Origin of the sequence: Butyrivibrio sp. WCE2006, from assembly GCF_000701985.1 — a bacterium.
In the GTDB taxonomy this organism is placed as follows: Bacteria; Bacillota; Clostridia; order Lachnospirales; family Lachnospiraceae; genus Butyrivibrio.
Map to the genome: position 1 here is coordinate 82,594 of NZ_JNKH01000009.1, position 15,644 is coordinate 98,237.

At 41.1% G+C, this 15,644-nt stretch carries 12 protein-coding genes; all 12 read right to left on the reverse strand.

Annotated elements, in window-relative coordinates:
* Nucleotides 1-13: 13 nt before the first annotated feature.
* The 12 genes from T501_RS08305 to T501_RS08360 all read right to left on the reverse strand — a co-directional run bounded on the left by T501_RS08305 (nucleotide 14) and on the right by T501_RS08360 (nucleotide 15,620).
* Nucleotides 14-1,891: a sensor histidine kinase gene (locus T501_RS08305; protein WP_044914263.1), complete on the reverse strand. Its 1,878-nt coding sequence runs from the start codon at nucleotides 1,889-1,891 to the stop codon at nucleotides 14-16.
* Nucleotides 1,888-3,636, reverse strand: coding sequence for an extracellular solute-binding protein (locus tag T501_RS08310; RefSeq protein ID WP_050008205.1), 1,749 nt, complete (start codon nucleotides 3,634-3,636; stop codon nucleotides 1,888-1,890). Before T501_RS08310 ends, T501_RS08305 begins: the two co-directional genes overlap by 4 nt.
* A 35-nt stretch (nucleotides 3,637-3,671) precedes the next feature.
* Nucleotides 3,672-5,678: a glycoside hydrolase family 31 protein gene (locus tag T501_RS08315; RefSeq protein ID WP_044914265.1), complete on the reverse strand. Its 2,007-nt coding sequence runs from the start codon at nucleotides 5,676-5,678 to the stop codon at nucleotides 3,672-3,674.
* Nucleotides 5,679-5,797: 119 nt separating this feature from the next.
* Nucleotides 5,798-6,433 (reverse strand): thiamine diphosphokinase, encoded by a 636-nt coding sequence (locus tag T501_RS08320; RefSeq protein WP_026510145.1) that lies wholly within the window; start codon nucleotides 6,431-6,433, stop codon nucleotides 5,798-5,800.
* Between the two features lie 100 nt (nucleotides 6,434-6,533).
* Nucleotides 6,534-7,454, reverse strand: coding sequence for an endo alpha-1,4 polygalactosaminidase (locus tag T501_RS08325; protein WP_050008206.1), 921 nt, complete (start codon nucleotides 7,452-7,454; stop codon nucleotides 6,534-6,536).
* Nucleotides 7,455-7,515: 61 nt separating this feature from the next.
* A complete protein-coding gene (locus T501_RS08330; RefSeq protein ID WP_026510143.1) occupies nucleotides 7,516-8,388 on the reverse strand; it encodes a DNA-3-methyladenine glycosylase family protein in 873 nt (290 codons plus the stop codon).
* 98 nt (nucleotides 8,389-8,486) lie between these two features.
* Nucleotides 8,487-9,533, reverse strand: coding sequence for a galactose ABC transporter substrate-binding protein (locus tag T501_RS08335; RefSeq protein WP_044914267.1), 1,047 nt, complete (start codon nucleotides 9,531-9,533; stop codon nucleotides 8,487-8,489).
* On the reverse strand, nucleotides 9,496-10,665 hold the full coding sequence (locus T501_RS08340; RefSeq protein ID WP_044914269.1) for a substrate-binding domain-containing protein: 1,170 nt from the start codon (nucleotides 10,663-10,665) through the stop codon (nucleotides 9,496-9,498). The genes T501_RS08335 and T501_RS08340 overlap by 38 nt, the downstream gene beginning before the upstream one ends.
* Nucleotides 10,658-12,544, reverse strand: coding sequence for a sensor histidine kinase (locus T501_RS08345; protein WP_242845504.1), 1,887 nt, complete (start codon nucleotides 12,542-12,544; stop codon nucleotides 10,658-10,660). Before T501_RS08345 ends, T501_RS08340 begins: the two co-directional genes overlap by 8 nt.
* On the reverse strand, nucleotides 12,462-14,054 hold the full coding sequence (locus tag T501_RS08350; RefSeq protein WP_044914273.1) for a response regulator: 1,593 nt from the start codon (nucleotides 14,052-14,054) through the stop codon (nucleotides 12,462-12,464). The genes T501_RS08345 and T501_RS08350 overlap by 83 nt, the downstream gene beginning before the upstream one ends.
* Before the next feature lie 70 nt (nucleotides 14,055-14,124).
* A complete protein-coding gene (locus T501_RS08355; RefSeq protein WP_044914275.1) occupies nucleotides 14,125-14,433 on the reverse strand; it encodes a hypothetical protein in 309 nt (102 codons plus the stop codon).
* 197 nt (nucleotides 14,434-14,630) lie between these two features.
* Complete coding sequence (locus T501_RS08360) at nucleotides 14,631-15,620, reverse strand: galactose/methyl galactoside ABC transporter permease MglC (RefSeq protein ID WP_044914277.1); 990 nt, start codon at nucleotides 15,618-15,620, stop codon at nucleotides 14,631-14,633.
* Nucleotides 15,621-15,644: the final 24 nt, after the last annotated feature.

Sequence of the window (15,644 nt, forward strand, 5' to 3'; positions counted from 1 at the left end):
AAATCTAATTTTTTCACTCTGAACTCTCAGGAAGTCTCAGTTCAACACTTGTGCCTCTGCCTTCCTGTGAGCGGATGGTCATTCCATAGTTTTCACCATAGTGAAGCTTTATCCTCTGATGGATATTGTAAAGTCCTATGCTGGCTGCACCTCTTCCATCGCTGTCATTCCTCTTTTCATCAAGAGATTTATTTAAAGCCATAACCTCTTCCTCAGTCATGCCCTTGCCATCATCATTAATAGTGATAATAAGCTGTCTCTCCTCTGCTTCACCATCAGAGGCTCCATTTGTGTTTCTGTTTTCATACTCCGCCACAATACTGATATGACCGTTTTTATCCATTTCCTTAAGTCCATGGCTTATGGCATTTTCAACTATAGGTTGTATGAGAAGCGGCAGAATCCTGTACTTATCCGTATCCACATCATCTGATATATAGAAATTCCACGCCACCTTTTCTCCAAATCGAAGCCTTTGTATCTGAAGGTAGCTCTCCACATGCTTTAATTCATCGGACAATTTCGAGGTTGAAGTGCCGGTGCTTTCCAGAACATAGTGCATTATTTTTGCAAGATATTTAACCGAGGTTGCCACATCCCTGTCTCCGCCTCTTATGGCCTGCATTCTTATGGCCTCTAAGGTGTTATACAGAAAATGCGGATTTATCTGACCGGCGAGCATCTTGAATTCCATGTTCTGCTGCATGTTCACAAGCTCCTGCTCACGGATTCTGGCTTCATAATATTTTGACTCATTTTCTCTTATCTGCTCTGTAGTCAGTTTCAAGTCATTAAAAGTATCTGAAAGCTCATCATCACCGCTTATGCTCTCGATAATATCGTAGTCACCTGTGCTTGCTCTGTGCATCGCTTCTCTAAGGGTATATACCCTGCCTGTAAAATATCTTGAATACAAAACTATTGATATCACAGGTCCCGCGATTGCAAGAATCATCACAAAAATGAATCTTCTAAGGATATCCCTTACAGAATCGTTGGCCTTATAGTCTCCCACAAGAACGAAAAATCTTTTATCTACCTTATAAGGTACAAAGCTGGAAACATAGGTGAGGGCCATCTTTCCATCCAGCATCATATTACCGGTATAATTAAAGTTCTCTGTGTTTTCTGAAATTATATCCGGCATCTCCTTTTCTCTGTCATCATATTCTGATGAGAAAAAAGCCGGCTCACCGGACAGGGATGCAAGCATGTAGTTGTCAGTTGTGATAAGGCGGTTCCTCAGATAATTCGTACTGACCGTGGCAACCACATAGGCTCTGTTTTCTGATTCACCTGTATTAAAGCGCCGTACAAGAGTAAGTTCGAAGGCGTCCTCATACTCGTTAAGCGGAACATGAGTGCAGGTGTATGAATCCCATGCATTAGGATCTATTTTCCTGTACCACTCGTAGCGCGAAAAAGGATCATTTATATCTCCGCTTCCTGCGGCTACTTCTGCCACATCTCCCGCTTCCTCAAGTCCTGTGGTCCCTACATTTATAATGTAATTATCCGTCGGAATTACAGGATTATTGGTATAAATATTTATCGTGGATATTCCTGCAGTGGACCTCTTTAATGAAGTAATGGTATTTATCACCTGATTATACTGGTATCTGGCATGGTCATCAAAATCCACCTGTGAAAACATGTCACGATAGGATTGAACAGACACAATGGGCTCAAGATTAGTGTAAAGGCTTGAAGTCACATCAAATAAAATGGATTTCACGCGAATATTATCTGCCTTCACCTGCTCCTCATATCTGTTATTCATTTGTCTTAGAAGCAGGACTGCCGCTATAGTTCCGATGATACCTATAGGAATAATAAGAGTCAGCAAAAGTATCCTGTACATCTGCCTGCCGACTCTTCCACGGCGCTTCATGACTTACCTCCGGCGGCATTCCTTAAAATCTCATATCTATTCTTTGCATTTTCCCGGTTTATTTCTACTACCTTATCAGAGCCAAGTCGTACAAGGGTACTTATCATTGTCTCCTTTAAAATCTCGAATTCCTCCTCAGACTCTGCAAAAACCATTTTCCAGGAGTAGTCATTGACGGTCTGTCTGCACTGGAGCTCCACAGTTTTCAGGTATTCAGGATAATCTCCTGCTGCCCACTCTGTTCCCGGAATAACGGATATCATTTCCTTTTCCTCAAAGTATTCTATCGGTGTCTTGTCCGTTTTATAATGCCTCTGCCAGTCATCTGATATACTGCTGGCAGTTTTTTCCTGATAATCATCAAAGGCCTGATATGAAAATGGTACTCCATCACTATCGATATTCTTCATATCAACAGGCTTAAAATTCAGGGCTGATACGCCTTCCTTCCAGGTTCCTCCGCCAAACTCCTCCGGAACCTCAAGATTTTCATCCATAGTTATGAAGGCATCTATTCCAAACTGCGTAAGTATCGGCCCATCTTCAGTGCTTTCCCAGGTAAGAGATCTGGGTCCCCTGAAGTCTCCTGTGGGAGAGCCGCAGCACTCAGTTCCTTCATCCGAGTAGAGCCAGTCTATAAAATCCACCATTCTCTGGGGATCCTTGGTGGTCTGCCCAACCATTATTGAAAAGCTCTGCTTACCATTTGGATCATTACCCCAGCAAATGTAGCTTGCATCCTCTATTCCTATGGAAGCAAAGCCTTTACCCACTGCCAGGTGTTCATCTGAGTTATATAAGGATTCTCCCATCCAGGGCCAGAACGAATACAAAACAGCGCCTTCCCTGAATTTCGCTGCAACGGTTTCATAGTTCTGATATGGAGAATCCGGATCCACAAGTCCCATTTGGTTTGCTTCAAAAAGGAAATGCAGCATCTTGAAATAAATTGAGTCGCTGTCAGTTATATCCTGTATCTCACCGGTCTCAGGGTTTAACATAATAAATTCCTGGGGATCATATCCGTATAGAGATGCCAAAGCTCCTGCATTCTGCATGATTGCACCATCCCAGTCGCCAAACAGACTAAATGCATATACATCTCTGCCAATATCACTCTGTATTGCCAGATTCTGCATCTTTCTAAGAACAGGAAGCAAATCCTCCAAAGTGTTAACCTTCGGATAGCCGGCTCTTTTATATAAATCCCATCTTATTGTGGGAGCATTAGTTGGTTCTATCGCTTCTGAAGGCTCAGTTGCAGGATATTCAGCTATTTCACTTGGCACCGCCCAGTTTCCATCAACGCCTGCAAACGCTGATGTGACAGCAATCTGATCTTTAAATTTATTAAGGTTATCGCATTTTTCAAGGTACCCGGTCATATCCAGTACGAGACCTTCTCTCACAAGATCTGAGAGTCTTCCATGATCTACGTTGGTGATGATAATGTCTCCAAGATTCCCTGAAGCACGCATGGTCTCATAGGTTGCATCTGAATTATCATCTATATTTGTGGAGATTATATTAAGCTGCATGTTGAACTTATCCCGAACAATTTTGTCAAACCAGCCTCTCTGGAGACCCTGTGTATTTGCCTGGGTGTCATAGACATCTATTGTTAAGAACTCAGGATACTTGCGCTCGCCTTCTGTCCTGTTATCTACACTAAAAGGAAGTCTGCACCCTGTCAGGATGCAGACTGAAAGAAGAAATGAAATTGTTGCAACTAATGATTTTTTCATATTATCTGTCGGCGATATTAAATCGCTTTCTTTAATTAAACTCTTTTAAATACCGGTATTGATTCGATGGGAGCAGCTGCCTTAATGGTCTGACCGCCTTCATAAACCTTGTTGTCACGAATGTCTTCCCATTTTCCTTCAGGGAGATAAACCTCTCTCTCAAACTGATTGAGCTCAAGGATTGGAGCAACAAGATATTTATCACCAAACATGTACTCATCATAGATTTCCCAGCACTTCTTGTCCTCAGGGAACTCGTAGAAGAGTGTTCTTATGATAGGTGAACCGTTCTTACTAGTCTCCTCATAAAGAGTTTTGATGTAAGGCTTTAACTCATGGCGAAGGTTTAACTGATCCTTCATGATCTTGAAGTTGTCCTCACCGTAGCTCCAAAGCTCATTGTCCTGACCTGTGTGGAGGTAACCGCCGCCAAAACTTCTGTTATCAAGCGGAGGAATATTGTAAGGTCCGCGGTCTCCGTGGATTCTGAGAATCGGTGAAAATACCGCAAACTCATACCATCTGATAAGAAGCTGTCTGAAATCAGGATCATTTACATCATCTGTCATGAATCCTCCGATATCAGTAGTCCACCAGGATATTCCTGCAAGTCCCATGTTCAGTCCTGCTGCCACCTGATCGCGAAGTGCTTCAAATGTACTTGGCACATCACCTGACCATACAACATTTCCATACTTCTGGCTTCCTGCCCATGCAGAACGAAGAAGGCTTACTACAGGTTTATCCTGAAGCTTTGTCATGTGATCATAGAACACACGGCTGTAGAACTGAGGATATATATTACTTACTTCAAGAGCAGGTCCCATGTAGTATCTGAGAGAATCAAAATCATACTTCACAAGATCAGGCTCTGAGTTATCAAGCCAGAACATATCGATTCCAAGATCATAGTAGTTCTTCTTGCAAACGTCCCATACATACTCTCTGGCTTCAGGGTTTGTAGCATCGAAAACAGTGCAGTCACCCTCGAAGTCATAGTTCTGAAGTCCGCCTCTCTCATTTTTCACAAGAAGGCCTCTCTCCAGCATGTCGTAGAAGTGCTCACTTCTCTTATCAACGGTGGGCCATACTGAAACAACAACCTTGATTCCCATGCTGTGAAGTTCATCCACCATTGCCTTGGGATCCGGCCAGTAGGTCTTGTCAAATTTCCAGTCACCCTGTACTGTCCAGTGGAAGAAGTCGATTACGATGCAGTCGATCGGAACTCCGTGCTCCTTGCAATCATGAGCAACCTTAAGAACCTCCTCCTGTGTGCGGTAGCGAAGCTTGCACTGCCAAAGACCAAGAAGATCATCAGGCATCTCGGGAGAACGTCCTGTAACCTCTGTATAATTCTCAACGATTTCTCTGGGTGTATCTGCAACAGTGATCCAATAATCAAGTTCCTTTGTTGACTCTGCAACCCACTCTGTGTAGTTATTACCGAAAGTTGCACGTCCAACAGCGGGATTATTCCATAAAAATCCGTAGCCAAGGCTTGATACGGCAAAAGGAATTGAAACCTGTGAATTCCTCTGCTCAAGATCCAGGATACATCCCTTAAGATCTGTGTATGCATGCTGATACTGACCCATTCCGAAGATTTTCTCGCCATCATTACTTTCGAATTTCTGTGTAATGCGGTAATCTCCTCCAACATGAGGTCTGTAATCTCTGTTTATATATTTAAGGCATCTTGATTCCTTTGACTCTGTGCCGCCATAGCAGCGGAAGTACTCTCTAAGGAACATTTTGTCATCCTTATAATAGGTGATTACACCGGCAAAGTTCACGGTTGCCTTTACTCTGCCATTTGTTATCTCAGCAAAAGGGCCATCCTCCCTTTGTGTAATGCTGATACTGGTCTTAACGCCATCCTGATCCTTATTAACTTCTTCTGTAAGAGCCCAGTTTCTTCCTGTAAATTCAGGATACATAGTAGTGCGGACTCTCAGGGCATTTTTGCCCCAGCTCTCAATTCTAAGAGTCTCACCCTGTCTTTTTGCTATAAGAACGCCTTTGTCATTTAGAAAAATCATCGTATGCCCTCTCTTAATTATAAGTATTTCTGACCATGTAATTTTGTGAGATTTTAGAAGTTTTTTTTACCCTAATAATTATACATATTCCCCATGATTTTCTGTACATATAGATTCTTCTACTCTGTATAAACTTTAATCAGAAAAGCTCTGCCTTCTCTAATGCTTATCTCAGCAGTATTGCCCTTGGGTACTTCGTTTGAAACTCCAAGAGGAAAATCCGTGATAATATCTGCATCGGTAATATTGTATTTTGCATTCTTTATGGTAACTCCGCCTGCATCCCCTCCTGCTGCAAGGATTGAGAAATATTTACAATCATCTGAAACTTTATATGTTGTGTTCTCCCTTCCGGATATCACAACTATCTCTGAATAATCATCAACTATCATTCCCGTTAACCCTTTGGATTCAAGCATCATTAAAATCGCAAGATTTCCCAGGGTATGATCAAACCTTTTTCCAAGGGCTCCGACTATGAGAAAGTCAGTAAAACCTCGGCTCATGCCTTCTTTTACTGCATAGACCGTATCCGTATCATCCTTTTCAGTAGGTAAAGTTATGGTCTCCACATCAAGATGCGGATTCTCATGGGAATCAAAATCCCCAACAATAAGTGAAGGCCAGGCTCCAAGCTTTTCCATATGCAAAAGCCCGCAGTCACAGTAAATGACAAAGTCATCCTTCTTTATATGACCACGGACAAAGCTGTAATTTTCAATTAGTGCCCCACCAACAATTACACATTTACTCATATTTTTTCCTCGTATTTTATTTTGACCACAAAAACGTACTGCCCCGGCATATCAGGCAAAGCCTGCTTCCTGCGGGTTTCATTAACTTTTCCGCAGAATATCAAAGCTTCACATTGCCGTCCAGAGCAAGGGAATCCGTAACATAACATTTATAGCCGTTTTGCTGACAGAATTCCTTTATCTTTTCAACAAGCCGCATGTCTCTTGTGTACTCTATCATATACACTATAAGTCCTTCTTTTTTAGCTCTTGCAAGGTATTCTTCATAGAATGCTCTGTCCAGGGCTTTTCGCTCACCAAATACTTTCTTCTCATAATCCTCAATGGTACTGTAAACCGATTCCTGATTTACTCCGTCTATGAGATTTTGGTTGCCACTATTAAGGAGGGCTGTGACGAAATCATTACCGCCGTTTATGATTATCGGAAGATTATAGGTATTTTTCAGTCTTGTAAGGATTTTCACGATTCCTTTATATATCCAGCTGTGATTATACATATAGTAGACATCACAATTATCTATGAAAAATCCGTCCACTCCTTTAAGAACCAGCTCTGCCGCAATATTGTCGCAGATATAATCCTGCCATTTCTCCTCTGAAACATCTATCCAATATTCTCCGGGCCAGTTTTCATAAGGTGCGAGTGTAATGTCTGAAAAAGAGCTGTAATAATCCCTGAATTCCTCTATGGATCCGATATTGAGATAACTGTACACCCGTCTTCCACCGGATTTTAAAGAGATCATATCCTCGGAGGAAACATACTGTGCATCTATTATCGCAAGACCTATATCCTTGTCATTATCGAGCTTAGCATGAAGTTGTTCTGCTGTTGCTCCGATGTAAACACCATATCCAAGCGGTCCGTCAGGGGATTCCACATCCACAATATATTTTGCGCCGGCAGAAATCCCCGGTGCCAAAAATAAGCTACAGATAACTACTGCCACATAAAAAAGTATCACAGGCAAAGCTGATAAACGCTTTTGCCATATCCTTCTGTATCTATTTTTCTGCATAACATTCCACCTCATAAACTCTAATGTAGCTGTTTATGTTAACAAAGCTTTCTACTTGCTATCATTTCAGTAACTGTTTTGCACCATTCTTTTCATAATAAAAAATATACTGCTGAATGATACCTGCGTTTTCTCCATATTCAGGAAATGGATCTACGCCACCATATTCTTCATCAATAGCCCTTTTAATCCAAACATCGATGGGAGCTCTGCCCATTCTTGAATATGCAAAAAGGCAGACGCAGTTGGACACCTTTATTCCAACCCCATGAACCGTCATAAGCTTTTCAAAAAGTGCTTCATCATCCAGTCTGCAAATCTCCTCAAGGTCAAGCTCTCCACTTAAAACCTTTCTGATAGCATCATAAACATATGGAGCTCTGTATCCAAGTCCGCATTCCTTAAAATCATCAAGGGTGGCACCCGCCATCTGCTCCGGTGTAGGGAATGAATATATGGGATCCTTACAAGCTTCATCAGTACTCCACTCACCATCTTCTTCAAAATGCACGTCTGTTACATCAATTTCACTTCCGAATTTTCTGCATAATGCTTCCACAGCACTTGAAATGGCAGGAATGCTCTTTCTTTGAGAAATGATAAAGGAAACCAGCATCTCCCACTTATCCTGTCTTAAAATTCTGAGTCCCCTTCCAAAGTCTATGGCTTTGTCGGTAAAATCATGCTTACCGTATTCTTTCCTACATATATCTTCGTAGCTCCTGTCCAAATCAAAATATGCGGTCCAGATTTCTTCCCATTCTTTTTCAGAACAGGACACCTCAAACTTTTTATCTCCGAGTTCTTTTATAAAAACAACATGCTCACCGGTAATAAACATAAAAATCCCGGAACCTGCTTCCTTTACACGGAAACACTGTCCACTTATCTGGATTTTTTTAAGATCAAAATCGTCTCTTACTTCTATTATCATTTAATTACAACTAAACTCCTGTCTTTACGAATTTTCTTAACTCAAAGGATCAAACCTGCTTCATTCAGGATTTACAACATCAAACAACTAAGTAAATCCTACTTATGAATAAACTGCAAAACATTTGAAGCGTCAACCTTCTGATATGGAAGTCTTATATATCTTCCATCCTCCATACCAAGACTGTTTAAAGGCTCTTCCCTTGCCAGCAATATGGAAAGATCATACATGGCTTTAGCCTGACCTTCCTTATCATTGTAAATTGTACCTGCAATGGTCTTATTAACTACAGCTTCAAGTCCCACATCTGTTCCATCAATTCCAATTATGATCGGTCTGTCTACAGCAGAGATCTTTGCACTATTATAGGCATCAACCGCACCAAGGGCCATATCATCATTGTTAGCAAGTACAAGCTCTATGGCCTCGTCATTTCGTTCAATAAGCTGAGCCATCTTAGTCTGGGCCTGGGCTCTGTTCCAATTTGCTATGGCATAGCCCACCTTATCAACATCTATTCCTTCGTCAACCAGCGTTTTTACCGAATACTCTGTCCTTACTATGGAATCCTGGTGCCCTGCTTCTCCCTCAAGGACTACATACTGAATCTTTCCGTCTCCATTTTTATCAGCATTTAATGACTCTCTTCTTATCATGTTGGCAGCCAGTTCTCCCTGCATTATTCCTGACTCAAAGGCATCAGCACCCACGTAATACAGCTTTGGCCACTGTGTAATGTCCTCTTCCACCAACTCTCTGTTGAAGAAAATTATCGGAACATCATTTTTCTTACCAAGATCGATTATGGTGTTGGGAGCAGTCCTGTCCACAAGGTTCACACAGAGTACATCAACGCCCTTTTCGATCATTTTCCGAACCTGCTCATTTTGCGTTATCTGACTCTGGGAAGCATAGGCATACTCAACACTTACTCCGTCCTCAACATTTTCATCAAAACAATCTATAAGCTGCGTAAGAAAGGTATCATACTGATCATAGGCGCATACTCCTATCTTTATTTCCTTATGTGTGGATTGTGTTCTGGCACACCCTGTAAGTGAAACAGATAACACTAGCAAAACAAGAATCCGGGCAAAAAAACGGAATCTATTGCATTGTTGTAAAAAGGTATTTCTGATTGTCATCTTTAAAAACACTCTCCTGATTGATAACTCGGTATTCTACAGTCTCATCCTCCATGGGAGATAGTTTGTGTTCCAGCTTCGCTACAGCCTTCTCAACTGCAACATATCCCATTCGAAACTCGTTTGGAACTATCATGCTCACAATTTTTCCCCTATCCAGGTATGAGATATTTCTAAGTGATGTTCCTTCTCCATATATCTCTATAGGTCTTATTAGTTTTCCGTCCTTATCTGTCTCATATTTATAGGCTGTTGATTTTGTTTTGAAGGCATTTTCTATTTCAGCAAAAAACTCCGCAGATGTCTGAAGGCTCTCATCATCCAGCGCAACAAGGATATCTACCGGCTTTTCCTTATAAGTTTCCTTAACAAGATATCCGTTTTCTTCCGGCAGAGTGTTTTCAATGATATTCTCACCGGAGAGTCCAAATGACTGTAAAAAATCCCTGCCAGTCTGTCCGGAGTTTTCACTTTCCTCATAGTTACCCGGCTCTTTATCTGTATCAGCTTTTTTATCAAGAATAATGCACCAAACCGCAGTGGCCTTTTTGACCCTAAGTACATCAAAAAGTCCGTTGAGCCTCTCCTTTGCTGCATTAGTCGTAATTCTATTGCAGATAATACCTATCCTTTTCTCTGATAGTCCGGTCTGATGTCTTAACAGCACCTCATTGCCCAAGGCTCTTCCTATCTGATAATTATCCGGTGCAATAGTGGCAAACTTACCCTCAATATCAACATCAGTCTGGGCATCTGTCCCTGTAAGGGCAAGAACCGCTTTTCCGCTTATGTCTTTTATTGATTCTGCCGTGCCTTCACTGGATACAAGCTCTGTCACAACCGCATTGGCACCATTGATTATCTGATCATCTATAACTGAAAACTCATCATCACCATTTTCAAATTCAGAGGTTGTCACAAGATCAATAATTGCATTGTAATCCGCTGCAGCGCTCTCTGCCCCGGCTATAAAGGATGTCCACTTCTCGCTCTGGCTGTTTTCCACCACCACGGAAATATTATAAACATCATCCTCAGAGGAACCACCTACCAGAGAGTATGCAGAAACTATGATTCCAAGCACCAGAAGTATCGTGACACCTATAAAAAACAAGTGTCTGTTCTTATTCATAGCGCAGGCCTCCCTTCTCCAGCATCTCTCTGTTTTCCTCTGTAGCGGGTATTGCCGGAAGATGTATTGTCACCTTTGTCCCTTCATCAGGCTCACTTTCAATATGAAGACCATAGCTATCTCCAAATCTGAGCTGAATTCTCTTATGAACGTTTATAAGTCCGACACCTGAGCCGTTCTTGCTGGCTCTCTTGTCCTCAGTCAGAAGATATGGCAGCTTTTCAGAAGGAATTCCATAGCCGTTATCTATTACTTCTATGAAAATATCATCATCCTTACGATATCCCTTAAGAGTTATCTCTCCATCCTCGTCCATGTTCTTTACTCCGTAGTAAATCGCATTTTCCAGAATAGGCTGAACAATAAGCTTAACTGTGAGAAATCCCTTAATCTCCGGATCTATTTCATAGTTCATTACAAAGGCATTTTTAAATCTTACCTTTTGTATGTTCATATAATTTTCTGCATGACGAAGCTCATCCTCAATAGGAATAATAGTGCGCCCCTTACTTAGAGACACCCTGAACAGACTTGCAAGCTGGGTTATCATGAAAACCGCTTCCTCGTAATGTTCTCCCTCGATCATCCAGACTATAGAATCAAGTGTGTTATATAAAAAGTGCGGATTTATCTGAGATTGCAAAGCATCAAGCTCACTCTTTCTCTTTTCCTCCTGCTCTATGACTATGTCCTTCATCAGTCTGTTTATCTCATCAAGTGAACGCTGTAGGGTTTTTCCCAGGTGTTCAACCTCATATGTTCCGCCAATATATATTGCAGAATCAGAATTTCCCGCTTCCATATTTTTAATGGATTCATTTAGCTTTAAAAGAGGCTCTGTAACTCTCCAGGTAACAAGCTGATTCATTATGATCATGGCAAGGCCGGTAAGTGCAGCAACCAGAATAACGAAATATCTGGTACTTTTCATGCCAAGGTAGAAATTTCTTACAGGAGTTACGCTTACAAGCTTCCATCCGGTGTAGCTTACAGTATCGACCACAACTATTCGCTTTTCACCCTCGAAGCTCTCTTCATATACTCCGTCATCATAGCCTGCTGCCTGAGCAAAGTTCTCATCATGAATTCCCAAAGAAATCTGTTCAGCTTTGGGATGGTAAATAAGCTGTCCGTTACCTGTTATGAGATATACATACTGTGATGAATTCGCCTGATTTACACCTTCAAGCATCTGCTGTATGGTCTCATAATTCATGTCCACCAAAAGGACACCCATCCTCGGTTTTCCGCCATAGTTCAGGTCAACCGCACGGCTAAGAGATATAACCCAGTGATAACGATAATCCGTTTCATCCATGAAAAGGTTCTGAACATGGGGCGTTGAAAAATGGAGATTTTCCATTTTGTTGAACGCAGTAGTAAACCAGTTTTGTTCCGTGACATTTGCCATTTCTTTTTGCAAGGCTATAGGCGCTGCACTGATGAGATCGCCATTACTTGCAAAAAGGGCAAAACTCACCAGATTATCCTTATTTGCTTCATACAAAAGATTTATCTCAGATGAAAGGTCCTCGCTTTCAAAATCCATATCCTTAATGATGTCATAGTACATGGCATCGGAAATTCTGCGCATTCTTCTAAGGTAATCCTCGATACTGTCCGTGGTCCTTGAGAGCATAAGCAGTGAATTATCCGTCATCATCTGCCGGGATCTTCCCTCAAATCTCTGATACATGGACATGCCCAAAAAGAGCATGCAAACTGATGATACCAATGTGAAGGATATCAGGATGATGCTCTGTATTGTGCGGGGATATAACTTAAGCAGATATTTTTTAAGATAATCCCTGTTTGTATTTAGATGGCGATGTTCCGAATTGTTTTTTGAAAACATAGCTAAAATAGTTGGGGTCTCCATAACCGACCTGCTGAGCAATTACGTAGGTCTTTTCGTCTTTTTCTATAAGTAGCTGAAGTGCTTTCTCCATGCGATAATCCGTGAGATAAGTAACAAAGGTCTTACCTGTCTCTTTCTTAAACACAGTGGAAAAATAAGCACTGCTTACTGAAAGTTCCATGCAGACTCTGTCCACTGACAGATCCTGATCAGCATAATGATCATTCACGTATTCTATCGCTTTTTTTACAAAGGACTTTGTGGTGTCGGTACGCTTTTCCCGAAGCAGATTCTGAAGCTTTACGCAGGTTTCCTTGAGCCATTCACAAAGCTGCGTTTTTTCAAGCTGTGAAACCACATCATATACGTCTTCTTCAAGATTAAATACCGTCTCGATTTCAAGCTGATTACCACGCATAAAACGATAAATCTCGCTTATCATTTCCAACACGAAGAATTTATACTCCGAAACCGACATGTCAGCCGAAGTTCCGACTTCAATATAATCCTCTACTGATTTAATAAGGGCGGTCTCATCCTCCATTTTGATCTTCTTAAATATCTCATGGAGGTCCATATCCTCTGCTTTACTTTGTTTTACGGCAGGCGGTGCAATCTCAGATATATTGATAGCCTTTGTGGTTCCGTAAAGCACCCTGTATGCCACAGCATCCTTAGCTCCGTTATAGGATTCCTTAAGGTTCTCGATGCTTCCCACAATTTCTCCGATTCCTACTGTGACATTGGCTTTACAAACGGTCTTGGCAAGTCTGCAGAATCTGTCCATATCATCGGTAAATTTATTCTTGGAATCGGTGGAAGTTATCTGGGCTATCAGTACAGTGCTCCCACGGTATGAAAATAGCCTTGCATTATAGGCTGCATCTATTCTCTCTTCTGCCAGTCTCCTGACTGACAAGGATAACAGAACATGACTTACGCCCTCAGGCAGGTCTCCGGTACTGATATGAAGTATTGCAACACAGTAAAAAGGCCCTTCCAATTTTATCTGATAATCCTCAAGGTACTTCGGTATCCTTTTTTCCTCAACCTTACCGTCAAGAAGAGCTGCAAAAAAATCTTCCTGCAAAAGCGGCAGTGATTCCATGTAATAATTGGTCAGCTTTTCCAGGTTCTGTCTCTCATCACGCTCTTTATCAAGAGATTCATGAATTCTCTCAAATACACTTTTGAGCTCACCTGCATCGATGGGTTTTAGTATATATTCCTCGGCCTCAAGTCTTATTGCTTCTTTGGCATATTCGAATTCATCATAGCCTGAAAAAATGATGATACGTATTCCGGGATAAAGTTCCTTCAACCGTTTAGCAAGCTCAAGTCCTGTCATGTAAGGCATCTGTATATCTGTCATTACCACATCAGGTGTGCGAAGCTCCGCAGCTTCAAGAGCTTCAAGACCATTCCTTGCGTATAACGGATCCTCAAATCCCATTTCATCCCAATTAAGTTTTCTTTTTATGGCTTGTGTAACCTCTTCCTCATCATCCACAAGCAATACGGAATATTTCATTTGATCACTTCCTAAAATGTATGAATCATCTCAATACGATTTTCGTTTTTCTAAAGAAAAAAACGAAAATCTAAACATACTTATCTGTTACCTTTTTCCACATAACTGCCATTATTGCGGTGCAGATTATAATCTGCACAAGTCCGGCCAAAGGACTAAATAAAACAAGTCCTGCCATCACAAGTGTGGAAATTCCAAAAAACACAACTATCAGCCCTGCTGCCCTGCAATAGCCATCAATATCCTTCGGAGGCTTTTCCTCTCTACTGCGGACTGACTTGTAATCCTTCAGAACAAGAAGCTTATAGGCATAATAAGCGCAAATAACAAATAATAAAATTGATATACCTGAATTTTGTAAAATTATATTAAAGTCCATATGTCACTCTCTTTATTTTCATTACATCTATATTTTAGCAAGTTCCGTCAAGTACTCTGCTAATTATAAAAAGAAAATGGGACGATTTCTTCTATATAAGAAGACCTCACCCCATTTTCAATGTTCTTTATTATTTCATTTATGCCCGTGTCAGGTCAATACAAATATTGCATCTACAGGCAAATATCTTAATTAAATTATTTCTTAGCAACGTACTTTCTGATATCAAGTGAAATAGCCACGAAGATAACAATACCGATTGCGATGTACTGTGCGTTTGCATTTACTCCAAGGTACTGAAGAGCTGCCTTTAAGAGTTCGAATACTGCTACACCGATGATAGCACTTGAAACCTTACCACGTCCACCTGTAACTGATACACCACCGATTGTGCAGGCCGCGATAGCTTCCATCTCATAACCGTAACCAAGGTTAACAGATGCACCACCGGCCTTTGCACCGAGCATGAAACCTGCAAGACCATACATCATAGCTGCCTTCATGTAGATGAGTACCATTGTAAGCTTAACCGGAACACCGGCAACCTCTGCTGCCTGCGGATTTCCACCGATTGCATACATATATTTACCATGACGGGTCATGTTGAATATGAACCATGTGATAGCTGCAACTAAAATAGCAATAATTACCAGATAGCTTATTCCGAAGATATTACCTGTTGCAATATCTGTGTACTGCTTTACATATCCACCAAGAGGTGTTGCATTTGTATAGATAAGAGCAAGACCATAAACGATTTCCATCATAGCAAGTGTTGCGATGAATGGCGGAACGTGAAGGAATGCGATAAAGAATCCTGTGATTGCTCCAAAGAATCCTGTAATTGCAAGTACAATGAGAAGAACAACAAATACATTCAAAGGCTTCATGTCAGGGAAGAATTTTCCTGAATAATCCAGCTTCTGAAGAAGTGTACCTGCGATACATGCTGCAAAACCGATCATACGACCTGCTGAAAGGTCACAACCTGCTGTAATAACGCATCCTGCAATACCAAGTGCGATTACAAGTCTGGGTGCCATGTTTGTAAGAATATTTAAGAAGTTACCGGGTGTGATAAAGTTCTTGTTTGTAAAACCTGTATATATAACCAGGATAAACATAACAATGATAACTCCGTTATTTATCAGAAAATCTTTCATTTTCTGCTGCTTTGTCTTTTCCATTTTTATCTCCTTTTTTATCCTAAA